This is a genomic window from Kitasatospora sp. NPDC051164, from assembly GCF_044455625.1.
GTDB lineage: Bacteria > Actinomycetota > Actinomycetes > Streptomycetales > Streptomycetaceae > Kitasatospora.
The window spans coordinates 316,689-336,881 of record NZ_JBITFB010000003.1 but is presented as its reverse complement, the minus strand read 5'-3'; the positions used below and the strand labels follow the sequence as shown (position 1 = coordinate 336,881).

Sequence of the window (20,193 nt, the reverse complement as noted above, 5' to 3'; positions counted from 1 at the left end):
TACCGGCTCAGAACTTGTTCTTGGGCGTCAGCCCGAGCGACATCCCGGACAGGCCGCGCTGACGGCCGCCGAGCTTGCCGGCCACCGCGCGCAGGGCGGCGCCGGCCGGGGAGTCGGGCGCGGCGAGCACGACCGGGCGGCCGTCGTCGCCGCCCTCGCGCAGGCGCACGTCGATCGGGATCGAGCCGAGCACCGGGACGGTCGCGCCGACCGTGCGGGTGAGCGCGTCCGCGACGGTCTGGCCGCCGCCGGTGCCGAAGACGTCGATCATCTCGTCGCAGTGCGGGCACGGCATGCCCGACATGTTCTCGATCACGCCGACGATCTTCTGGTGGGTCTGCACCGCGATGGTGCCCGCCCGCTCGGCCACCTCGGCGGCGGCCATCTGCGGGGTGGTGACGATCAGGATCTCCGCGTTGGGGACCAGCTGGGCCACCGAGATCGCGATGTCGCCGGTGCCGGGCGGCAGGTCCAGCAGCAGCACGTCCAGGTCGCCCCAGTACACGTCGGCGAGGAACTGCTGGAGCGCGCGGTGCAGCATCGGGCCGCGCCAGACCACCGGGGCGTTGCCCGGGGTGAACATGCCGATCGAGATGACCTTCACGCCGTTCGCCTGCGGCGGCATGATCATGTCCTGGACCTGGGTCGGCCGGCCCTCGACGCCCAGCATGCGCGGCACGCTGTGGCCGTAGATGTCGGCGTCCACGACGGCGACCTTCAGGCCGTCCGCGGCCATCGCGGCCGCCAGGTTGACCGTCACCGAGGACTTGCCGACGCCGCCCTTGCCGGAGGCGACGGCGTAGACGCGGGTCAGCGTGCCCGGCTTGGCGAACGGGATCTCCCGCTCGGGGGCGCCGCCGCGCAGCAGCTGGGAGAGCTCCTTGCGCTGCTCGTCGCTCATCACGTCGAGCTCGACCTCGACGCCGGTCACGCCGGCGACCTTGCCGACCGCCTCGCGGACCCGGGTGACGATGGTGTCGCGCATCGGGCAGCCGGAGACCGTCAGGTAGACCGCGACGCGCACCGCGCCGCCCTCGGCGATCTCGACCGATTTCACCATGCCGATTTCGGTGATCGGGCGGTTGATCTCCGGGTCGTTGACGGTCGCCAGCGCCTGGCGTACGGACTCCTCCGTGACGCCGGCCGCGACCTCTGTCTCGTTGGCCATGCCTTGATGGTACGGCGCCCGGCGAACCCGTTAACCCGTCGGTAGCGTGCCGAGGGTCACAGCGGCTCGGGGGCGTCCCGGCGCTCCTCGATCTCCCTGAGCAGGGACTGCAGTTCCGAGCGGATGAAGTCTCTGGTGGCGACCTCGCCGAGGCCGTGCCGCAGGGACGCGACCTCGCGGGTCAGGAACTCGGTGTCCGCGATGTTGCGGTCGCTACGGGCGCGGTCCTGCTCCATGTTGACCCGGTCCCGGTTGTCCTGGCGGTTCTGCGCCAGCAGGATCAGCGGGGCCGCGTACGAGGCCTGGAGCGACAGTGCCAGGGTCAGGAAGATGAACGGGTACTCGTCGAAGCGCACGGTGGCCGGCAGCAGGGTGTTCCACGCTATCCAGACGACGACCACCACCGTCATCCAGACGATGAACCGCCCGGTGCCGAGGAAGCGGGCGATCCGCTCGGACAGGACGCCGAAGGCCTCCGGGTCGTAGGTGGGCAGCGAGAGCAGGCCGGGCCGCGCGGTGCGCGGCTGGTCGAGCCGGGCGCGGCCGGTGCCGGTGATCGGGGTGGTCTCCACCCGCCGTTCCCGGCTGCCCTCGCGGGTGCGCAGTTCGCGCAGCTGGCGCAGCTGCCGAAGTTCGCCCTGCAGGCGCCGACGCGCGGAGTCGTCCGGCCGGCCGTTGCGGTCACCGTCCACCGGTCACCCCTTCCCTCTCGTCGTGCCGGGCGTCGTCGGCGTGCAGCGCGGCGTCGCGCCAGTCGTCCGGAAGCAGGTGGTCGAGCACGTCGTCGACGGTCACCGCGCCGAGCAGGTGGTCCATCTCGTCCACGACCGGCGCGGCGACCAGGTTGTAGGTCGCCAGGTAGCTGGTGATCAGCGACAGCGGGGTGTCCGGCGGCAGCGGGTCCAGGTCGTCGTCCACCAGCGAGCCGACCAGGACGTACGGGGGCTCGCGCAGCAGCCGCTGGAAGTGCACGGTGCCGAGGTAGCGGCCGGTCGGGGTCTCGTTCGGCGGGCGGCAGACGAAGACCTGCGCGGCGAGAGCGGGCTTGTGGTCGCTGACCCGGACCCGGGCCAGCGCCTCGGCGACCGTCGCGTCCGGCTCCAGGACGATCGGCTCGGTGGTCATCAGACCGCCGGCGGTGTCCTCCTCGTACGTGAGCAGGCGGCGCACCGGCGCGGCTTCGTCCGGCTCCATCAGCTGGAGCAGCCGTTCGGCCTCGTCGCCGGGCAGCTCGGAGAGCAGGTCGGCGGCGTCGTCCGGGTCCATCGCCTCCAGGACGTCGGCGGCGCGCTCCTCCTGGAGCTTGCCGATGATCTCGACCTGGTCGTCCTCGGGCAGCTCCTCCAGGACGTCGGCCAGCCGCTCGTCGTCCAGCGCGGCGGCCACCTCGGCGCGGCGCTTGGCGGACAGGTGGTGCATCACGCTGGCGAGGTCGGCGGGGCGCAGCTGCTCGAAGGTGGCGAGCAGGTTGGCGGCGCCCTGGTCCTGCTCGGGCAGCGCGAAGCCGGTGACGTCCTGCCAGTCCAGGGTGAGCCGCTCGCCCTTGGCCTTGCGCAGCCGGCCGGCCCGGCCGACCTGGACGAAGACCTTGCTGATCTCCCACTCGCGCAGCCGGGTCTGCACCATGCCGACGTCCAGCACGATGACGTCCTCACCGGTCTTGGACCAGGTGACGGTGCGGTCCAGCAGCTCGGCGAGCACCAGGGTCTCGGACGGGCGCTGCTCGAAGCGGCGCAGGTTGATCACGCCGGTGGTGAGCACCTGGCCGGACTCCAGGCTGGTCACCCGGGTCATCGGCAGGAAGATCCGGCGCCGGCCGACCACTTCGACCACCAGGCCGAGCACGCGTGGCGGGCGCCCGCCGAGCCGCAGTGTGACGACGACGTCCCGGACCCGGCCGACCTGGTCGCCGTTCGGGTCGAAGACCGCGATGGCGGACAGATGGGAGATGAAGACCCGGGTGCCTGGCCCTGCCATGGACTCCCTCGACTCGCTCGACGCCGTGCGCGGTACGTGGACGCACCCGCGGCCAATCTACCCGCGAGTGCGGGGCCCGGCCCGATGAGGGCACGGTAGTGGTCCGAGGAGACCTCGGCGTGAACCTTTAACGGCGCTTGAACAGCAGTTTGGGCAAGCCGGCCGGGATCGGGCGGCGGGTGGTGGCCGGGGTGGGCATCGGCTGGGCGGCCTGCGAGCCGTCCGGCATCGCGCCCGGGCGCTCGGTGAGCGGGCCGGCGGGCTCCAGCCGCAGCACCCGGCACTCGCGGGCCCAGCGCTCGGCGATGGTGTCGGTGTCGGGCGCGTTCAGCCGCTTGCCCTTGAGCTCCTCGACGGCGCCCAGCCAGGCCTCGCTGCCCGGTGCGAGTTCGACCACCCGGGCGCTCCAGCCGGTCAGCCGGCCGCCCTTGTCCTTGCTGCGGACGGTGATCGCGGCCCCGGCGCCGGCGGCCAGGCCGTGCAGCGGCTGCTCGCCGCCCTCGCCGATCACCACGACCGCGCCGTCGTGCCAGGCGTGCCACAGCGGCCGGGCCTGCTCCTGCCCGTCCGCGCACACCCAGAGCAGACCGGACTTCTTCGCGGCCTCCTCCAGCAGGGCCTGGTCGAGGAAGTCGTCGGCGGTCGCGGCGGCGGGCGTACGGTCCATGGCCGACAGCGTACGGGTTTCTCGTCCGTTCCCGTCCGCGGATGTCTCAGCCTCCGGGCGACAGTTCCATTGCCGCGCCACGGGCCTTACCGTATGAGCGCCCCACCCATCGCCACCAGCAGAGGAGCGCCGTGCCCGCCGCCCGGCCCGCGGCCGCCCCCGCGTCCGCCACCGCCCCCGCCCCCGCGTCCGCCACCGCCCCCGCGGCCGCGTCCGCCACCGCCCCCGCGGCCGACCCGCGGCCGACGCATCCGCTCCCCACCCTCGACCTGCTGCTGCTCGCCGTCTCGATCGGCGGCATCTCGCTGTCCGGCCCGCTGATCAGCGCCACCGCCGCGCCCGCGCTGGCGATCGCCCTCTGGCGCAACGTCATGTCGGTCGGCGTCCTCGGCCCGTACGCGCTGCTGCGCCACCGCGCCGAGCTGCGCGGGATCGGCCGCCGGGCGCTGCTGCTGGCGATCGCGGCCGGGGCGCTGCTCGCCGTCCACTTCGCGCTGTGGATGCCCAGCCTGCGGATGACCTCGGTGGCCTCCGCCACCGCCCTGGTCACCACCACCCCGCTGTGGACCATCCTGCTGATGCGCCTGATGGGCGTCCGGGCGTCCCGGATGGTCTGGCTCGGCACGATCGTGGCCTTCGCCGGGGTGCTGGTGCTGACCGGGGTCGACCTCTCGCTCTCCCCGCGCGCGCTGCTCGGTGACGCGCTCGCCCTCGCCGCCGGCCTTGCCGCGGCCGGGTACGTGCTGCTGGGCGCCGAGGTCCGCAAGACCGTCAGCACCACCGCGTACACCCTGGTCTGCTACACCACCACGGCGGTGGTGCTGCTCGGGATCTGCCTGGTCGCGGGGACGCCGATGACCGGGTGGCCGGCCGGGGTCTGGTGGCAGATCGTGCTGCTGATGGTCGCCGCCCAGCTGCTCGGCCACTCGCTGAGCAACCGCGTGGTGCGCAACCTCGGCCCGTCGATCACCTCCACCGCGATCCTGCTGGAGACCCCGGGGGCGGCGCTGATCGCCGCCCTCTGGCTGGGGCAGTGGCCTCCGGCGGCCGCCTACCCGGCGGTGGTGCTGATCCTGCTCGGGCTGGTCCTGGTCGCCCGCGGCGGGCGCAGGTAGCGGTCAGAGCCAGCCGTTGCGGCGGAAGCCCCGGTACATCCCGACGCAGATCAGCACGATCGCGCCGAGCACCGTCGGGTAGCCGTACTTGTGGTGCAGCTCGGGCATGTACTCGAAGTTCATGCCGTAGACGCCGGTGATCATGGTGGGCACCGCGAAGATCGCCGCCCAGGCGGTGATCTTGCGCATGTCCTCGTTCTGCGCCACCGAGACCTGCGCCAGGTTGGCCTGCAGCAGCGAGTTCAGCAGCTCGTCGAAGCCGTGCACCTGCTCGGCGACTCGGGCCAGGTGATCGGCGACGTCCCGGAAGTACTTCTGGATGTCCGGGTCCACCAGCCGCTGCAGCGGCTCGGACAGCTGCTGCATCGGGCGCAGCAGCGGCACCACGGCGCGCTTGAACTCCAGGACCTCACGCTTGAGTTGGTAGACCCGTCCGACGTCGGAGCTGCGGCCGCCCTTGGCCGAGAAGACGCCGTACTCGATCTCGTCCACGTCGTTCTGCAGCCGCTCGGCGACCAGCAGGTAGTTGTCCACGACGTGGTCGGCGATCGCGTGCAGCACCGCCGACGGGCCCTTGGCGAGCAGCCCGGCCTCGTCCGCGTCGGCCTCCAGGCGGTGGCGCAGCTCCTGCAGCGAGCCGTGGCCGCCGTGCCGGACGGTGATCACGAAGTCCCGTCCGGCGAAGACCATCAGCTCGCCGGTCTCCACCACCTCGCTGGTGGGCGTGAGCTGGTCGTGCTCGACGTAGCGGATGGTCTTGAAGACGGCGAACAGCACGTCGTCGTAGCGCTCGACCTTGGGCCGCTGGTGCGCGTGCACCGCGTCCTCGACCGCGAGCGGGTGCAGGCCGAAGCGCTGGGCGATCCCCTCGAACTCCGCCTCGGTCGGCTCGTGCAGCCCGATCCAGCTGAACGAGCCCGTGCCGTCCGGGAGTTGCTGCTCGGCCTTGACCCGGCGGGCGGCCTCGCGCGGGCTGCAGGTCTCGCCTTTGCGCCGGCCCTGCTGGTAGACCGCGCAGTCCACGACCGCCGAGGCGGCGTCCTCGGACAGGACGTCGTACACCCCGGCCGCGCCACGGCGGCGGTTGGTGCGGACGGCAGCACGCAGGCTGTTGATCATCGACATGGCAGGCTCCCAGGGGCAGGGAGCCGTCGCAAGGCGGCGCGGAAGGAAAAACGTTCGGCCGCGGTACGACGGCGAAGAACACCGGTGAAAGGGGGATGAGGGTGCTCTCCCGGCCGGTCCGTCCGCCGTGGGGCCTGCGCCCGGGGCTACCGCGGCTGAATCAGCCGGTTGGGCCTGCGGGGCGCGGGGTACGGGGAAGTCGGGGCCGGGCAGAGCTGCCGGTACTGCATGGTCGGCCGGTATCCACCGCAACCACCTCCTCGCGCCGCCGCCCCGGGACGGAAGAATCCCGGTGGCCAGTCGCTCACCCTAACATCTGACCGGCCATCGGCGACGAGGGGTTCCCAAGGCTTTACGGGTCCTTGACGAGCCGCCCTCCGAACCGCCCGCACGCGGACCGCGCGCCCCAGCGGGTTACGCTCACCGGCATGGCCCACGACTTCCCGCTCTTCGGCGATCCCCACGGCGGCAGCTCCCCGGAGCTCTCCCGGGAGGCGGTGCTGGCCGCCGTCGAGGCCCGGCTGATCGCCACCTTCGGCGAGCCGAGCGGCCGCGCCGCGGTCACCTTCCTCGGCACCGACCGGATCGAGGTGCTGCGCTTCGGCCCCGACGCCGAGGGCCTGGTGCGGTACGCGACGCTCGGGATGGCCGCCGCGCCGATGGCCGACCCCACCTCGCCGGTCGCCGACCAGGTGCGCGGCCCGCGCGTCGAACTGGTGCTGACCGTCCGTGGCGGGCACGACAGCGTGCTGCGCAGCCTCGCCACCTTCGCCGCGACGCCGCAGGTCGAGGGCCTGGTGGTGGCCCCGGGTGGCTCGCTGGACCTCGGCAACCCGCTCTGGGACGGCGCGCCCTTCACCTCGGTGCTGGCCGCCGAGCCGGGCGGCCTGGTAGAGGACCTGGAATTGGCCGAACCGGCCGAGCCGGTCCGCTTCCTGCCGCTGCTGCCGATGACGCCCAACGAGGCGGGCTGGAAGCGGGTGCACGGCGCGGCCGCGCTCCAGGAGCGCTGGCTGAACCAGGGCACCGACCTGCGCGACCCGGACCGCCGAGGCGTCCGGCTGGACTGACGGCCCGGCCGACGGCCGCTGACGGCCGTTCAGGAGGCCCTTGAGCAGGGCGCGCGGGTCGCGCCCGTACGCCCTCGCCGCGCCCGGCGTGCCGGAGCGCGGCGCCGCGTACCCTCAGCGCTCGATCGGCTTCGCGCCGGTGGCCTGCGCCAGCAGCGCCTCGTACACCGCCGGGTCGGTGGTGTGCTCGCCGAGTCGGACGGTCTTGCGGGTGCCGTGGTAGTCGCTGGAGCCGGTGACCAGCAGGCCGAGCTCGCCGGCCAGGCCGCGCAGTCGGGCCCTGGTCTCCTCGTCGTGGTCCGTGTGGTCGACCTCCAGGGCGGCCAGCCCGGCCGCCGCGAGGCCGGCGATCACCCCGTCCGAGACGGTCCGGCCGCGCTTGACCGCGCCCGGGTGGGCGAAGACCGGCACCCCGCCGGCCGCCCGGACCAGCCGGACCGCCTCGACCGGGTCGGTCTCGTGCTTGCGGACGTCCGCCCGGCCGCCGTTGGCCAGCCACTCGGGGGTGAAGGCGTCCGAGACGGTGGCCACCACGCCCGCCTCGACCAGCGCGCTGGCGATGTGCGGCCGCCCGACCGAGCCGGCTCCCGCGATCCGCTGCACCTGCTCCCAGCTGATGTCCGCGCCGAGCTCCCGGCACCGCTCGACGATCGCCCGCCCGCGCCGGAACCGGTCGGTGCGCACCAGCTCCCGCTCGCGCGCGAACTCCGGCTCCTCGGGGTCGAACAGGTACGCCAGCAGGTGCATGCTGATGCCGTCCACGACGCAGGACAGCTCCGCGCCCGGGACGACGGTCAGCCGGGCGCCGTCGGGCAGCGCGTGCACCGCCTCGGCGGCCTCGGCGTGGCCCGCCACGGTGTCGTGGTCGGTGAGCGCCACGACGTCGAGGCCCGCGGCGACGGCCGCCGCGACCAGCTCGGCCGGGCTGTCGGTGCCGTCGGAGGCGTTGCTGTGGGCGTGCAGGTCGATGCGCACGGGTCGGGCTCCTGGAGGCTCGTGGGTGCCGCCCAGGATAGGCCCGTCGGTCGGGCGAGGGGCAGGCCGTCCGGACGAGGGGCAGGCCGTCGTTCGGGCGAGCCCGGGCGTGGGTCAGCCGAGCAGGTGGGGGGAGAGGGCGCCGCAGGGCAGCAGGTCGAGCTCGGCGCCGGCCTCGCGCAGGTCGGTGAGCACCAGCTCGTCGTACATCACCAGCGCGGACTGCTCGGGCCAGGCGATCGCCCAGAGCCAGAGCCCGCGGGCCTCGCCGACGAACACCGCGCGGTCGGCCGGGGCGTCCGGGACGTGGAACATCGGAGTGGGGCGCCCGGCGGCCATCAGCTTGGCGTCGGCGGGCTTGTAGAGGCCGACGGAATCGCCCGGGTCCGGCCCCGGGAGCCCGGCGTACCGGGCGCCGACCCCGACGCCCGGCTCCTCGGCGACCAGCACCAGCTCGCCGAAGCCGCCGAGCGGCGCCGGGCCGGAGCAGGCGACGGCGGTGGCACGGGCACCCGAGACGTCGTCGCCGACGTGGGCGATGCCGGTGTAGAGCCAGCCGACCGGGAGCGGCCAGGGCAGCCAGACGGGGACCTGCGAACGGGCGACGGCGACGCCGAGGGCCTCGACACTCGGGGGCAGCACGGGCTGCATCGGGTGCACCGCTCCGTGCCGGTCGCACTGCCAGGTGTCTGAGAACAGGCCGGGGGCGCGGACCCGACCGGCGCACCTCGGGCAGCTAGGCTCGCCCCTCATAGCCGTCAACGCTCCTCCCTCCGGACCGCCGCGTCAAGGACGATCACCCGTACGGAGGGCTCGGCGGCACCTGTCGGTAGCAGACGCCCGGCCGCCGTTGGGTGGGCGCGGCGCGGACGGTTCCCGTTGGGGCATGTCCCGTCACGGGCGGCGGCAAACGTCCGGCGTCCGGACCCGGACGCACTGACGCCCCGTCATCGGCGATCGCGGTGACGGGGCGTCAGTCGGGTATCGGAACGTCCGGATCGGACGCTCCCGGCTCGTCTGCGGCGGGTGAGGGCTCCCGGTGGGAGTCGCCGCGCGGGGTCAGACGGTCGGGCACGGCCGGATGAGCAGGCGTTCGCCGGTAAGGGCGGCGGCCTCCACATGCTCGCGCACGGTGGCGGCGTCGGCGATCAGACGGTCGGTGGCGGAGCCGTTGGCGTCGTCCAGTCGGACGATCTCGAAGCGCATGGTCTTCGTCATGGGCGTCTCCTTTCCTTGCCCCGTCGGGCGGGGCGCTCGCGGCTGAGTGGGTATCAGCCCTTTCGGGATTCGGTGGGTCCGGCGAAGCGGCCGGACCGGGCGCGTCGTACGTGCGGCGGTCTGCTGCGGCAAGGGCTCCCCCTGCTTGCCTGGTGCGTCCAGTGCCTCGTGAACCACGGTGTCGTGGCCGTGCTACCGGGCCGTTGCCCGTCCGTAAAGTCCAGGTTTCGGGTGATGTGCTTCGGCGTCGAGGCCGACGATGATTCCCGGACAGAATCAAAGATTACCGTAACTAACGAATTTTGTCCTGCGTCGAAGCCGGTCGAAGTGCCGGAAGTGGTAGAGACCACTTCCGGAAGGTGCGGCTTGACGAGGGCCGGTCAGGCCCGGAACGGGCGCCGGTCAGGCCGGGAACCGGGTGCCGGTCAGGCCCAGAACGCGGTCAGTGCCTCGGCGGTCGCGGCCGGCTGCTCGGCGTTGGGGGAGTGGCCCGCGTCCGCGACCACCACCCGTCGGGCACCCAGGCGCTCGGCCATCCCGCTCTGCTCCGGAACCGGCCAGGCGTAGTCCCGCACCCCGGACAGCACCAGCACCGGCAGCCCGGCGGTCGCGGCGGCCAGCTCGTCCACCCGGTCCGGCGCGGCGACCAGATGGCCGCCGGTGACGGACAGTGCCCGCGGCACATTGGCCACCCAGCGGCGGTGCAGGAACTCCGCGACAGCCGGATCCCGGTGCGGCAGCGGCTGACCGCTGTCCGCCTCCATCTGCCGCATGACCTGCCAGATCTCCTCCAGACCCATTACCTGCAGCGCGTCCAGCAGCAGCTTGGTGCGGGCCGCCTCGGCCGGGTCGATCGCGCCCGGCCCGGTGGACATCAGGGTCAGCGACCGCCACGGCAGCGCGCCGTGGGCGGAAGCGGCGAGCACCGCCTCGCGCACCACCTGGCCGCCGAAGGAATGCCCCAGCAGGTGCAGTGGCCCGCCGTCCGCCGCCAGTACCTCGGTGAGCGCCCGTACGTCCGCGCCCAACTCGCCGACGGCGTACACCTCCGGGTCGTCCGGGCCGCCGGTCTCGTACTGCCCGCGCTGGTCCACGGCGGTCACCCGGTACCCGGCCGCCGCCAGCGGCTCGAGCAGCCCGATGAAGTCCTCCTTGCTGCCCGTGAACCCCGGCACCAGCAGTGCCGAACCCCGCACCGCCCCGTCCGGCTCCGCCCGCAACGCCGCGAACTCCCCACGCCCGGTCACCACCCGCTCGGCCCGCGCGCATCCGGGCAACCTCAGAAACGGCGGCGTGCTCATGGCGTGGTCTCCCTGCTCTCCTGGCGGCGACTCCCCGGACGACCCCGAGCTTAGGCCGTACCCGCAGCCGCCCGGCGCCCACCGCTGCGCCGACACGGCGCGGGGGACCGGGGGCGGAGGTCGGGCGGTGGGGGTGCCCCTGGGGGGATCCGGGTGCGGCCGGGCGGGGCAGGCGCCGGGAACGCCCGAGGGGGCGGGCCGGGCCGGGTGGCCTGGCCCGCCCCCTCGGGGGATGCGCTGCGGGTCAGCTCTCCGGGGTCGCGTCGACGGTCGCGGCGGCCTTGCGGGCGCGGGTGCGCTTGCGCGGGGCCGGGACCTCGGCGGCGGCCTCGGCGGCCGGGGCCTCCGGGGCGGTCTCGGCGGTGGCCGCGGCCTTGCGGGCGCGGGTCCGCGTACGGGGGGCCGGCTTCTCCTCGGCCGGGGCCTCGGTGGCGACCGCCTCGGCGACGGCCTCGACGGCCTCCGCCTTCGGCTTGCGTGTCCGGGTCCGGGTGGCGGGCTTCTCCGCCACCGGCGCCTCGGCGGCGGCCGCCTCGACGGCCTCCGCCTTCGGCTTGCGGGTGCGCGTGCGGGTGGCGGGCTTCTCCGCCACCGGCGCCTCGGCCGGGGCCTCGGTGACGGCCGCCTCGACGACGGCCTCGACGGCCTCCGCCTTCGGCTTGCGCGTCCGGGTGCGGGTCCGGGCGGCGGGCTTCTCCTCCGCCGGAGCCTCGACGGCCGGAGCGGCCGCGACCACCGGAGCCGCGGCCACCGGGGCCTCGACGACCGGAGCCGCCTCGACCGCGACCACGGCCTCGCCGGCGCCGTTGCCGCGCGAGCGGCGGCGGCGACGGCGCGGCGCGGCCTCGCCCTCGGCGCCCTCGACGGCGGGGGCCGGAGCCGCCGTGGCGGCCTCGGTCACGGCGGCGGTGGCGTTGCCCTCGGAGCCGACCGTCGAGCCCCCGCGGGTGCGGCGGCGCTCACGGGTGCGGCGCGGCTTCTGCTCCTCGGTCTCGGCCGGGGCGGCGGCCGGACGGCCCGAGCCGCCCTGCCCGTCGCGACCGCGGCCGGAACGGCCGGAACGGCTGCCGCGTCCACCGGTCTCGCCGAGGTCCTCGACCTCCTCCGCGTTGAGCCCCGCCCGGGTCCGCTCCGAGCGCGGCAGGACACCCTTGGTGCCCGGCGCGATCTTCAGCAGCTCGAACAGGTGCGGCGAGGTGGAGTAGGTCTCCTCCGGGTCGTTGAACGACAGGTCCAGCGCCTTGTTGATCAGCTGCCAGCGCGGGATGTCGTCCCAGTCGACCAGGGTGACGGCGGTGCCGGAGGCGCCGGCCCGGCCGGTGCGGCCGATCCGGTGCAGGTAGGTCTTCTCGTCCTCGGGGCACTGGTAGTTGATGACGTGCGTGACGCCCTCGACGTCGATACCGCGGGCGGCGACATCGGTGCAGACCAGCACGTCCACCTTGCCGTTGCGGAAGGCCCGCAGGGCCTGCTCGCGGGCGCCCTGGCCGAGGTCGCCGTGGACCGCGCCGGCCGCGAAGCCGCGCTGGGTCAGCTGGTCGGAGACGTCGGCGGCGGTGCGCTTGGTGCGGCAGAAGATCATCGCCAGCCCGCGGCCGTCGGCCTGCAGGATGCGCGAGACCATCTCGACCTTGTCCAGCGAGTGCGCACGGAAGATGTGCTGCTCGGTGTTGGCGACGGTGGTGCCGGTGTCGTCCGGGGCGGTGGCCCGGATGTGGGTCGGCTGGCTCATGTACCGGCGGGCGAGGCTGATGACCTGGCCCGGCATGGTGGCCGAGAACAGCAGGGTCTGCCGCTTGGCCGGCAGCATGTTGATGATCTTCTCGACGTCCGGCAGGAAGCCGAGGTCGAGCATCTCGTCGGCCTCGTCCAGGACCAGGGAGCGGACCTTGGACAGGTTCATCTTCTTCTGCCCGGCCAGGTCGAGCAGGCGGCCCGGGGTGCCGACCACGATGTCGACGCCCTTGGTGAGCGCCTCGACCTGCGGCTCGTAGGCCCGGCCGCCGTAGACGGCGAGCACGCGCACGTTGCGCACCTTGCCGGCGGTCTGCAGGTCGTTGGTGACCTGGGTGCAGAGCTCGCGGGTCGGGACGACGATCAGCGCCTGCGGGAAGTCGGTGAGCTGCTCCTCGGTGGCCCGGCCGGCGTCCACGTCGGCGCGCACGACGACCCGCTCGATGAGCGGGAGGCCGAAGCCGAGGGTCTTGCCGGTGCCGGTCTTGGCCTGGCCGATGACGTCGTGGCCGGTCATCGCGACCGGGAGGGTCATCTCCTGGATCGGGAACGGGTGGACGATGCCGACGGCCTCGAGTGCCTCAGCGGTCTCCGGGAGGATTCCCAGGTCGCGGAAGGTCGTCTTGATGGGTTCAGCGGTGGTGGACAGGGTGCTGCCTCTTCCGTGTGGAGGGCCGAGAGCGAGCGGCGGGCGGGCAGCCGCGCGGCTGTGTACGGGCCTGAGCGGCCCCGAGTACAGCTGAGCGGACGCACAACCGCGCCGGTCCCTGCGGCCGGCCGGTGCGCGCTGCCCTGATACGGGGCGCGTCGCCGGCGGCGTCGGGGAGGATTCCCGTGAGGGACCTGCGCGGGACCTTCGCCAGGGGGCGTGGTCTCGGCGGCCCTCGCTCGGCCACTGATGCGGTGCCAAGGCTTGAAGTCCAAGCCATGGTCGGAGCCGATCGGCTCTCCGACCGGGCATCCGCGTACGTGAGTCCCCGTACTTCCGGTGCGGACACGTCCGGCTGGACGGTGCCGCTTCGAAGCGGGCTTGCGCGGGTACCGAGACGGCGGTGACACCGTGCGAACACGACGGGGCTCCGTACCACCATACAGTCAGGCGACGACTCGAACACGTGACGCGGGTGACATTGCCCCCGGCGACCGGCGCGTGAGCAGGCGATCCGGCCGGTCACCCGGGTGCGGAGGGCGGTGGGCAGCCGCGCGCGCGGGACTCGCGCACGGGACTAAGGTGGCAGGTCATGGAGACCCATGGTGAGACGCAGGACACCACGGCCGGCTCGATCGGCGACTGGGCCGCGTGCTCGGCCGACCCCGGCTACCGGGCGGCGGTGCTGGATCTGCTCGGCGCGCTCGCGTACGGCGAGCTGAGCGCCTTCGAGCGGCTCGCCGAGGACGCCAAGCTTGCGCCGGACCTCGCCGACAAGGCGGCCCTGGCCCGGATGGCTTCCGCCGAGTTCCAGCACTACCAGCGCCTGCACGACCGGCTCGCCGAGATCGGCGCCGACCCACAGGAGGCGATGCGGCCGTTCGTCGAGCCGCTGGAGCTGTTCCACCGGATGACGGCGCCCTCGGACTGGCTGGAGGGCCTGGTCAAGGCCTACGTCGGCGACGCCATCGCGACCGACTTCTACCGCGAGGTGGCCGTCCGGCTGGACGACGACACCCGTGACCTGGTGCTCGGCGTCATGTCCGACACCGGCCACGCCCAGTTCGCCGTCGACAAGGTGCGCGAGGCGATCGAGGCCGACCCGCGGGCCGGCGGCCGGCTCGCGCTGTGGGGCCGGCGGCTGATGGGCGAGGCGCTCAGCCAGGCCCAGCGGGTGGTCGCCGAGCGTGACGCGCTGTCGAACCTGCTGGTCGGCGGCGTCCGGGTGCAGGGCTTCGACCTGGTCGAGGTCGGCAAGATGTTCAACCGGATCACCGAGGCGCACACCAAGCGGATGGCCGCCCTGGGCCTGGCCAGCTGACCGACCGCCGTCACGCCCTACGCCGGCCGGTGCCGCCGCGGCGCGCGGTGGGTGCCGGGCCGGTGCGGGTGGTGCCGGTGCGCCGGGGCCCGCCCGGCCGCCAGGTCCGGCCGGGCCAGCAGCGAGGTGAGCACGCCGGAGGCCAGGGCCGAGGCCGCCACCGACACCGCCGGGTAGCGCCCGTCCAGGCAGAAGTGCGCCACCACGCCGCCGACCAGCGCCGCCGCCAGTGCGGTGCCGAGCGTCAGCGCGCGGGAGGCCCGGAAGTACGAGGGCAGGGCCAGCAGCGCGGCGCCGCCCGTGACCAGGCCGACGAGGGCGAAGGCGATCGACTCGACCAGCAAGACTGCCTCCCGGGGGACGGGCGTGCGGCACCGGCGCCGCTCCTGTCGCCGTACCCCGCCCCACCCGGCCGTACACGCAGCGGTGCCCCGTTCCCTGGTGGGAACGGGGCACCGGAACAACTGCTCGGGCGGGCGCCTCAGAGGGTGCCGAAGCCGACCTTGCGGACGGCCTGCTCGCCGATCTCCACGTACGCCAGGCGCTCGGCCGGGACGATGACGCGGCGGCCGTGCTCGTCGGTCAGCGCCAGGAGCTTCTCCGGGCCCTCCAGCGCCTTCGCGACCGCGCTCTGGACCTCATCGGCAGTCTGCGAGCTCTCGATCACGATCTCACGAGGCGCGTTCTGCACGCCGATCTTGACCTCCACGGCTTCCGTCCCTCCGGGGTTGCAGCCTCCACGCGCGGGCACCTGACCGCCTGGAACAGGCGTTCGCGGCGGCCGCGCCGTACGGCTTCACCATAGAGCACGCGATCACCGCCCAGGCGAAGGTCGGCGGATCACCCCTGGTGGGCACCTTCGCCGGGCTGCTCGCCCGGGTGCATCGGGAAGCCCTTCAGGCCGCGCCAGGACAGGCTGGCAACCAGCCGCACCGCCTCGTCGCGCGGGATCTCCAGGCCCTGCGAGAGCCAGTACCGGGCGGTGATCTGGGCCAGGCCGCAGACCCCGGCGGCGAGCAGCTTGGACTCCGCCTCGGGCAGGTCGGTGTCCTCCTGGATCACCTTGCTGACCAGCGTCGCGCTCGCCTCGGAGGCCCGCTCGACCCGCTCGCGCACGGCCGGTTCGTTGGTCAGGTCCGACTCGAAGACCAGCCGGAAGGCACCCGACTCGCTGGAGACGTAGTTGAAGTACGCCTCCATGGTGTTGGCGACGCGCTGCTTGTTGTCGTTGGTCGTCGACAGTGCCTCGCGGGTGGACTCGACCAGGGCGTCGCAGTGCTTGTCCAGCAGTGCCAGGTAGAGCTCGAGCTTCCCGGGGAAGTGCTGGTAGAGCACCGGCTTGCTCACCCCGGCGCGGTCGGCGATGTCGTCCATGGCGGCCGAGTGGTAGCCGTGCGCGACGAACACCTCCTGGGCGGCACCGAGCAGTTGTTCACGGCGGGCGCTTCGCGGCAGGCGGGCACCGCGCGGGCGCTCCTGCGCCTCCTGGATGGCCGTCACGGCGCTCCTCACTTCGGTCTGTTCGGGGCTGGCAAGATGGCCGATTCTACTTTTCGGTAACCGCGCCCGCGTTCGGCGAAGGCGAGAAAAGCTGGTCGGTCTGGTTGTCAGGAGCCCACAATACGGCGCTGACCTCGGCCTCGGCAGTGGTGTGACGAGGGAATGGAACGGCCGGACCACCCCGGGATCCTCGGCCCGGTCTCACTACCATCGTCCAGCATGAGCAGCGCTGAGCAGCAGGTACGTACGGTCGAGGTCCCCGGTGCGGTGCTCGCGGTGCACCGCGCCGCCGACGACGGCGCCGCCGACGGGCGTGAGCCCGGCCTCTTCGTGCACGGGCTCGGCGGCTCGGCCGCCAACTGGACGGCCCTGATGGACCGGCTCGCCGGCCTGGTCGACGGCGAGGCCGTGGACCTGCCCGGCTTCGGCCGCTCCCACCCGCCCACCGACGGCAACCTCACCGTCTCCGGCCACGTCCGCGCGGTGATCGGCTACCTGGAGGCCGCCGACCGCGGCCCGGTCCACCTGTTCGGCAACTCCCTCGGCGGCGCGGTCGCCGTCCGCCTCGCCGCGCTCCGCCCCGACCTGGTGCGCAGCCTCACCCTGGTCTCGCCCGCCCTGCCCGAGCTGCCCCCGCAGCGCTCCGCCTGGCCGACCGGCCTGCTCGCGGTCCCCGGGGTGCCCGCGCTGCTGAGCCGGCTGGCCGCGAACGGGCGTGACGCCGAGGCCGCCACCGAGGACCTGCTGCGACTGGTCTACGGCGACCCCGGCAGCCTGAGCCCGGCCGCCCGGGCCGAGGCGGTCGCCGAGTACCGGCGACGGCTGGAGGTGCCGCACGCGATGCGGGCGCTGATCGGCTCGGCCCGCGGCATCGTCTCGGCGTACACCGAGCGTGGCGACCAGGCCCTGTGGCGGCAGGTCGAGCAGGTCGCGGCGCCGGTGCTGCTGGTGTACGGGCTGCGCGACAAGCTGGTCGCCTACCGTTCGGCCCGCCGCGCCTGCGCGGCCTTCGCGGACGCCCGGCTGCTGGTACTGCCGGAGTCGGGTCACGTGGCGATGATGGAGCACCCCGACGAGGTCGCCCGCGCCGTACGGGAGCTGATCGCGTACGCCGCGCGCTGAGCGGGCCGAGCCTGCCGGGCGCGGATATCACGGGCGGGCGCGCATACCGCCCGGTAACGGCCCGGTTCGGGCCGAGGTCACGGCGTTTCACTCGTTCAGGTGGCAGTCAGGCATGTGACCGATGGATTGCCCGGGGCCGGTCCTACCTTTCTGCTGTCGGACCGAACAGGTGTGGGGGAGTCGCGGCCGCCGGAGAAACCGGAGGGCGGCCGAGGCCAGGGGGTCCGGCGGGTCGGGCCCGACCGTCGGAGCGGGCGGGGCCCGGGGGAACGGAACGCGGCACGGCCGCGACCGGGCCCTCGGACCGCCGCACGGGGCGCCGCGGCGCCGGTCCGGCCGGCCGACTCCCGTCCCCGGCCCTCCCCGCTGCCGCGCGGGGGCGCCCCCGGCTACCGTTCGGGCCGCTCGGCCGTCCGTCGATCCGTCCGTGATCCGCCCTCGAATCCGCACTGTCCTGGAGGTCTCCCGTGCGCGTTGCCCTGCTCACCGAGGGTGCCCGTCAGAATCCCCAGCGTGGCGCCGGAGGCTGGTGCGACCGGCTGGCCGAGGGCCTGCCGGAGCACGAGTTGGAGCTGTACCTGCTGACCGGGCCGGAGGAGCCGGGCGCCCTCGGGCGGCTGTCGCCCGTCTGGCGCGGCGTCCGCGACCTGGCGCTGTGGGGGCGCGGGCCGGGCGGGCGGGCGCCGGGCGCGCTGCGCAGACGCCGGTACGCCGGGGCGTACGAGGAGCTGCTGCGGGCGCTGGTCCTGCCGGGGGAGCGGCCCGGCTTCGGGTCCGGGCTGTACCGGCTGGCGGCACTGGCCCGGGAGGACGGCGCGCTGCCCGCCTTCCTGGCCTCCGGGCACGCCCGCCGGATCCTGGAGCGGACCTGGCGGCTGCCCGGCGCGGACACCTCGGCCGGGCAGCCGCTGGTGCGCGATGTGCTGGTCGCGGCCGACCTGCTGGAGCAGTGCCTGCGGCCGCTGTCCGCGCCCTGGTACGGCACCGGCCCCGGCGGCCTCGGCGCGGCCGACCTGTGCCACGTGGTCGGCGGTGGGCTCGCCGCGCTGCCCGCCCTGGTGGCCCGGCACTTGCACGGGGTGCCGTTCGTGCTCACCGAGCACGGCCTGCACCTGCGCGAGCAGTACCTCGGCTACGAGGCGCCGTACCTCCGGCCGGTGCGGGCACTGCTGCTGTCCTTCTCCCGCGCGCTCGCCGAGGAGACCTACCGGCAGGCGGCCGTGCTGACCCCCGGCAGCGCCCACGACCAGCACTGGCAGCACCACTGCGGGGCCGACCCGGCGCGCACCCGGGTGGTGTACGAGGGGACGCCGGCCGTGGACCGCCCGGCCGCCGGGCCGGAGCCGACCGCGCCGACCCTGGTGTGGGCGGGCACGCTGGAACCCGGCCGGGACCCGGAACTGGCGCTGTACGCCTTCGCCCGGGTTCGCGCCGAGCTGCCCGGCGCCCGGCTGGTGCTGTACGGCGAGGAGGCGGCGCCCGGCTACCGGGCGCACTGCGCGGCGCTGGCCGAGCGGCTGGGGGTGGCCCCGGCGGTGGACTTCGCGGGGCGGCCCGGGACGCTCGCCGAGGCCTGGGCGGCCGGCACGGTGCTCGTCTTCTCGGCGCTGTCCCAGCGCGGCCCCCGGCTGCTCGTGGACGCCATGCTCAGCGGCCGGGCGGTGGTGTCCACCGATGTCGGGGTGGCCCGTGAGGTGGTCGGACCGACCGGGCTGCTGGTGCCCGCCCGCGACCCGCGCGCCCTGGCCGGCGCCTGCCTGGCGCTGCTGCGCGACGAGGAGCGGCGGGCCCGGCTGGGGCTGGCCGGGCGGCTGCGGGCGCAGGAACGCTTCGCCGTCGAGCCGGTGACCGGCGCGTTCCGGGAGATCTACCTGGAGCTGGTCTCGCAGTACCCGGCCTTTCCCGGCGGCGAGGGCGGCCCGGCGCCGCGCCCGTTCGCCCGCCCCGCCGAGTACTGGCTCGCGGACGGCCGGGGAGGTGCTCCCGGGGACGGCGAGGACTCCGACGCCGGGGAGCCCGCCGCCCGGCAGGCCGCCGCCCGGGAAGCCGCCCCGGAGTCGGCCGTGCTCGCGGAGGCCGTCTGATGTCCGGCCGCGCGGCGCTCGGCGGCAGCGCGGACCCGGTGCGCGAGGTGATGGCGGAGCACCGGGAGCTGTGCGAGCGCGCCGTCGACCCGCTGGAGATCGCCGCCGGGCTGGAGGAGGCCGGGCTCGGCCCGGACGCCGCCGCCCGCTGCCGGCACGCCGACCTGTTCTCGCTCGCCGAGGAGCTGTACGCCCGGGTGCCCCGCCGCCCGCCGGATCCCGGCCCGGCCCGGCCGCGACGGCGGCGCGGCGCCGACGCCCGGGCGGCGCTGACCGCCGCCGCGCTGGCCGCGCTGCCCTGCGCGGGGGTGGCCGCGTTCGGCGCCCGCTGGCCGGTGCTGCTGCCCGCCGCCGTACCGCTGGTACTGCTGCCCGTGCTGACCGCGCCGCCGCGGGCCGAGCCCGGCCCGCCGCTCGCCCTGCCGCTGTGCCCGGCCGACGCCCTCGGGCCGGCTCCGCTGCCGCGGCGGCCCACCGGCTCCGGCCGGCGCCCGGCCGCGCTCGGGTACGGGCTGGGGCTGGCCGCGCTGCTGCTGCTCCCGCTGGCCGCACCGGGCGGGGACCGGCCGACGGCCGCCGCGCTGGTGCTGGCGGCGGCGGTGTCGGCCGGGTCGGCCGAGTGGGCGGCCCGCTGGTACCGGCAGGTCGGCCGCAGCCACCTCGGCGTGGCGGGCACCCTGGCAGAGTTCCGGTCCCGGATGCGGCCGGTGCTGCCGGTCGCGGTCGCCCTGCACCTGGTGGTGCTCGCGGTGCTGACCTTCGTCGCACTGGCCGTGCCGGCCGTCCTCGCGTCGCACCCGGGACCGGGCCGTGGCGGGCTGCTGCACTTGGCGGCCGGGCGGGCCGGCCCGGTGCCGTGGGCGGCGCAGGGCGTGCTGGGCCTGCTGCTGGTGCTGTCCGCGCTGCTGGCGCGTTGCGGCCGGCCGACGGCCGCCGCGGTGGGGACCTCGGCCGGGGCCGCCGCGACGCTCGGGCTGCTCGCGCTGGGCCGCTCCCTGCCGTGGGCCCTCCTGCTCGGCGGCGGTGCCGTCGCGGCGGCGCTGCTGGCGTACGCCGGGGTGGTGCTCGGCCGGGCCGGCTCGCACCGCTGATCCGCCCGGTGATCGCCGATCCCCGATCCACGATCCGTGTTTCGTCCGTTCGTTGATTTCAGTCCGCCAGGTCGTC

The 20,193-nt window shown here is 74.8% G+C and carries 19 protein-coding genes; 6 read left to right on the top strand and 13 right to left on the bottom strand.

Annotated elements, in window-relative coordinates:
- Nucleotides 1-7 precede the first annotated feature (7 nt).
- The 4 genes from ACIBEC_RS06450 to ACIBEC_RS06435 all read right to left on the bottom strand — a co-directional run bounded on the left by ACIBEC_RS06450 (nt 8) and on the right by ACIBEC_RS06435 (nt 3,812).
- Entirely contained in the window at nt 8-1,168 is a 1,161-nt protein-coding gene (locus ACIBEC_RS06450) for a P-loop NTPase (RefSeq protein WP_360499978.1), read from the bottom strand.
- Between the two features lie 56 nt (nt 1,169-1,224).
- Nucleotides 1,225-1,812, bottom strand: a complete 588-nt coding sequence (locus ACIBEC_RS06445) for a DUF1003 domain-containing protein (protein WP_396287773.1) — start codon at nt 1,810-1,812, stop codon at nt 1,225-1,227.
- Between the two features lie 37 nt (nt 1,813-1,849).
- Nucleotides 1,850-3,145 carry a magnesium transporter MgtE N-terminal domain-containing protein gene (locus ACIBEC_RS06440; protein WP_360499980.1) on the bottom strand — a complete coding sequence of 432 codons (1,296 nt, stop codon included), beginning with the start codon at nt 3,143-3,145 and terminating at the stop codon, nt 1,850-1,852.
- A 127-nt stretch (nt 3,146-3,272) separates the two neighbouring features.
- Nucleotides 3,273-3,812, bottom strand: coding sequence for a hypothetical protein (locus tag ACIBEC_RS06435; protein WP_360499982.1), 540 nt, complete (start codon nt 3,810-3,812; stop codon nt 3,273-3,275).
- Nucleotides 3,813-3,943: 131 nt separating this feature from the next.
- Here ACIBEC_RS06435 and ACIBEC_RS06430 point away from each other — a divergent pair, with 131 nt between their 5' ends.
- Complete coding sequence (locus ACIBEC_RS06430; RefSeq protein WP_360499984.1) at nt 3,944-4,927, top strand: DMT family transporter; 984 nt, start codon at nt 3,944-3,946, stop codon at nt 4,925-4,927.
- A gap of 3 nt (nt 4,928-4,930) precedes the next feature.
- On the opposite strand, the gene corA is transcribed toward ACIBEC_RS06430, so the two are convergent.
- The gene (corA, locus tag ACIBEC_RS06425) at nt 4,931-6,052 is read right to left on the bottom strand and encodes a magnesium/cobalt transporter CorA (RefSeq protein ID WP_360499986.1); all 1,122 of its coding nucleotides are present in this window, start codon (nt 6,050-6,052) and stop codon (nt 4,931-4,933) included.
- Between the two features lie 428 nt (nt 6,053-6,480).
- Between corA and ACIBEC_RS06420 the strand changes: the two genes are divergently transcribed.
- Nucleotides 6,481-7,122, top strand: a complete 642-nt coding sequence (locus ACIBEC_RS06420) for a suppressor of fused domain protein (RefSeq protein ID WP_360499988.1) — start codon at nt 6,481-6,483, stop codon at nt 7,120-7,122.
- Nucleotides 7,123-7,236: 114 nt separating this feature from the next.
- On the opposite strand, the gene ACIBEC_RS06415 is transcribed toward ACIBEC_RS06420, so the two are convergent.
- The 5 genes from ACIBEC_RS06415 to ACIBEC_RS06395 form a co-directional block, all read right to left on the bottom strand.
- Nucleotides 7,237-8,097 carry a PHP domain-containing protein gene (locus tag ACIBEC_RS06415; protein ID WP_360499990.1) on the bottom strand — a complete coding sequence of 287 codons (861 nt, stop codon included), beginning with the start codon at nt 8,095-8,097 and terminating at the stop codon, nt 7,237-7,239.
- Between the two features lie 114 nt (nt 8,098-8,211).
- A complete protein-coding gene (locus tag ACIBEC_RS06410) occupies nt 8,212-8,850 on the bottom strand; it encodes a DUF6758 family protein (RefSeq protein WP_360499991.1) in 639 nt (212 codons plus the stop codon).
- A gap of 306 nt (nt 8,851-9,156) precedes the next feature.
- A complete protein-coding gene (locus ACIBEC_RS06405) occupies nt 9,157-9,315 on the bottom strand; it encodes a hypothetical protein (protein ID WP_360500108.1) in 159 nt (52 codons plus the stop codon).
- A 425-nt stretch (nt 9,316-9,740) separates the two neighbouring features.
- Entirely contained in the window at nt 9,741-10,616 is an 876-nt protein-coding gene (locus tag ACIBEC_RS06400; RefSeq protein WP_360499993.1) for an alpha/beta fold hydrolase, read from the bottom strand.
- A gap of 244 nt (nt 10,617-10,860) precedes the next feature.
- A complete protein-coding gene (locus tag ACIBEC_RS06395) occupies nt 10,861-12,885 on the bottom strand; it encodes a DEAD/DEAH box helicase (RefSeq protein WP_360499995.1) in 2,025 nt (674 codons plus the stop codon).
- A 706-nt stretch (nt 12,886-13,591) separates the two neighbouring features.
- On the opposite strand from ACIBEC_RS06395, the gene ACIBEC_RS06390 reads away from it, so the two are divergent.
- Nucleotides 13,592-14,320, top strand: a complete 729-nt coding sequence (locus tag ACIBEC_RS06390; RefSeq protein ID WP_360499997.1) for a ferritin-like fold-containing protein — start codon at nt 13,592-13,594, stop codon at nt 14,318-14,320.
- Between the two features lie 17 nt (nt 14,321-14,337).
- Here ACIBEC_RS06390 and ACIBEC_RS06385 read toward each other — a convergent pair whose 3' ends face one another.
- The 3 genes from ACIBEC_RS06385 to ACIBEC_RS06375 form a co-directional block, all read right to left on the bottom strand.
- Nucleotides 14,338-14,664 (bottom strand): hypothetical protein, encoded by a 327-nt coding sequence (locus ACIBEC_RS06385; protein WP_360500000.1) that lies wholly within the window; start codon nt 14,662-14,664, stop codon nt 14,338-14,340.
- A gap of 137 nt (nt 14,665-14,801) precedes the next feature.
- Complete coding sequence (locus ACIBEC_RS06380; protein WP_360500003.1) at nt 14,802-15,029, bottom strand: DUF3107 domain-containing protein; 228 nt, start codon at nt 15,027-15,029, stop codon at nt 14,802-14,804.
- Nucleotides 15,030-15,160: 131 nt separating this feature from the next.
- Nucleotides 15,161-15,820, bottom strand: a complete 660-nt coding sequence (locus ACIBEC_RS06375; protein ID WP_360500006.1) for a TetR/AcrR family transcriptional regulator — start codon at nt 15,818-15,820, stop codon at nt 15,161-15,163.
- Between the two features lie 219 nt (nt 15,821-16,039).
- Here ACIBEC_RS06375 and ACIBEC_RS06370 point away from each other — a divergent pair, with 219 nt between their 5' ends.
- The 3 genes from ACIBEC_RS06370 (at nt 16,040) to ACIBEC_RS06360 (ending at nt 20,117) form a co-directional block, all read left to right on the top strand.
- Nucleotides 16,040-16,942 carry an alpha/beta fold hydrolase gene (locus tag ACIBEC_RS06370; RefSeq protein WP_360500009.1) on the top strand — a complete coding sequence of 301 codons (903 nt, stop codon included), beginning with the start codon at nt 16,040-16,042 and terminating at the stop codon, nt 16,940-16,942.
- Between the two features lie 467 nt (nt 16,943-17,409).
- The gene (locus ACIBEC_RS06365; RefSeq protein ID WP_360500012.1) at nt 17,410-19,026 is read left to right on the top strand and encodes a DUF3492 domain-containing protein; all 1,617 of its coding nucleotides are present in this window, start codon (nt 17,410-17,412) and stop codon (nt 19,024-19,026) included.
- Nucleotides 19,026-20,117 carry a hypothetical protein gene (locus ACIBEC_RS06360; RefSeq protein WP_360500014.1) on the top strand — a complete coding sequence of 364 codons (1,092 nt, stop codon included), beginning with the start codon at nt 19,026-19,028 and terminating at the stop codon, nt 20,115-20,117. The genes ACIBEC_RS06365 and ACIBEC_RS06360 overlap by 1 nt, the downstream gene beginning before the upstream one ends.
- Nucleotides 20,118-20,193 lie beyond the last annotated feature (76 nt).

Excerpts from the sequence above, each read along its gene's own strand:
- ACIBEC_RS06410 (WP_360499991.1), bottom strand. The coding sequence starts at position 8,850 with ATGAGGGGCGAGCCTAGCTGCCCGAGGTGCGCCGGTCGGGTCCGCGCC.
- ACIBEC_RS06435 (WP_360499982.1), bottom strand. The coding sequence starts at position 3,812 with ATGGACCGTACGCCCGCCGCCGCGACCGCCGACGACTTCCTCGACCAG.
- ACIBEC_RS06390 (WP_360499997.1), top strand. The coding sequence starts at position 13,592 with ATGGAGACCCATGGTGAGACGCAGGACACCACGGCCGGCTCGATCGGC.
- ACIBEC_RS06405 (WP_360500108.1), bottom strand. The coding sequence starts at position 9,315 with ATGACGAAGACCATGCGCTTCGAGATCGTCCGACTGGACGACGCCAAC.
- ACIBEC_RS06440 (WP_360499980.1), bottom strand. The coding sequence starts at position 3,145 with ATGGCAGGGCCAGGCACCCGGGTCTTCATCTCCCATCTGTCCGCCATC.
- ACIBEC_RS06450 (WP_360499978.1), bottom strand. The coding sequence starts at position 1,168 with ATGGCCAACGAGACAGAGGTCGCGGCCGGCGTCACGGAGGAGTCCGTA.
- corA (WP_360499986.1), bottom strand. The coding sequence starts at position 6,052 with ATGTCGATGATCAACAGCCTGCGTGCTGCCGTCCGCACCAACCGCCGC.
- ACIBEC_RS06420 (WP_360499988.1), top strand. The coding sequence starts at position 6,481 with ATGGCCCACGACTTCCCGCTCTTCGGCGATCCCCACGGCGGCAGCTCC.
- ACIBEC_RS06360 (WP_360500014.1), top strand. The coding sequence starts at position 19,026 with ATGTCCGGCCGCGCGGCGCTCGGCGGCAGCGCGGACCCGGTGCGCGAG.
- ACIBEC_RS06370 (WP_360500009.1), top strand. The coding sequence starts at position 16,040 with ATGAGCAGCGCTGAGCAGCAGGTACGTACGGTCGAGGTCCCCGGTGCG.
- ACIBEC_RS06400 (WP_360499993.1), bottom strand. The coding sequence starts at position 10,616 with ATGAGCACGCCGCCGTTTCTGAGGTTGCCCGGATGCGCGCGGGCCGAG.
- ACIBEC_RS06395 (WP_360499995.1), bottom strand. The coding sequence starts at position 12,885 with ATGACCCTCCCGGTCGCGATGACCGGCCACGACGTCATCGGCCAGGCC.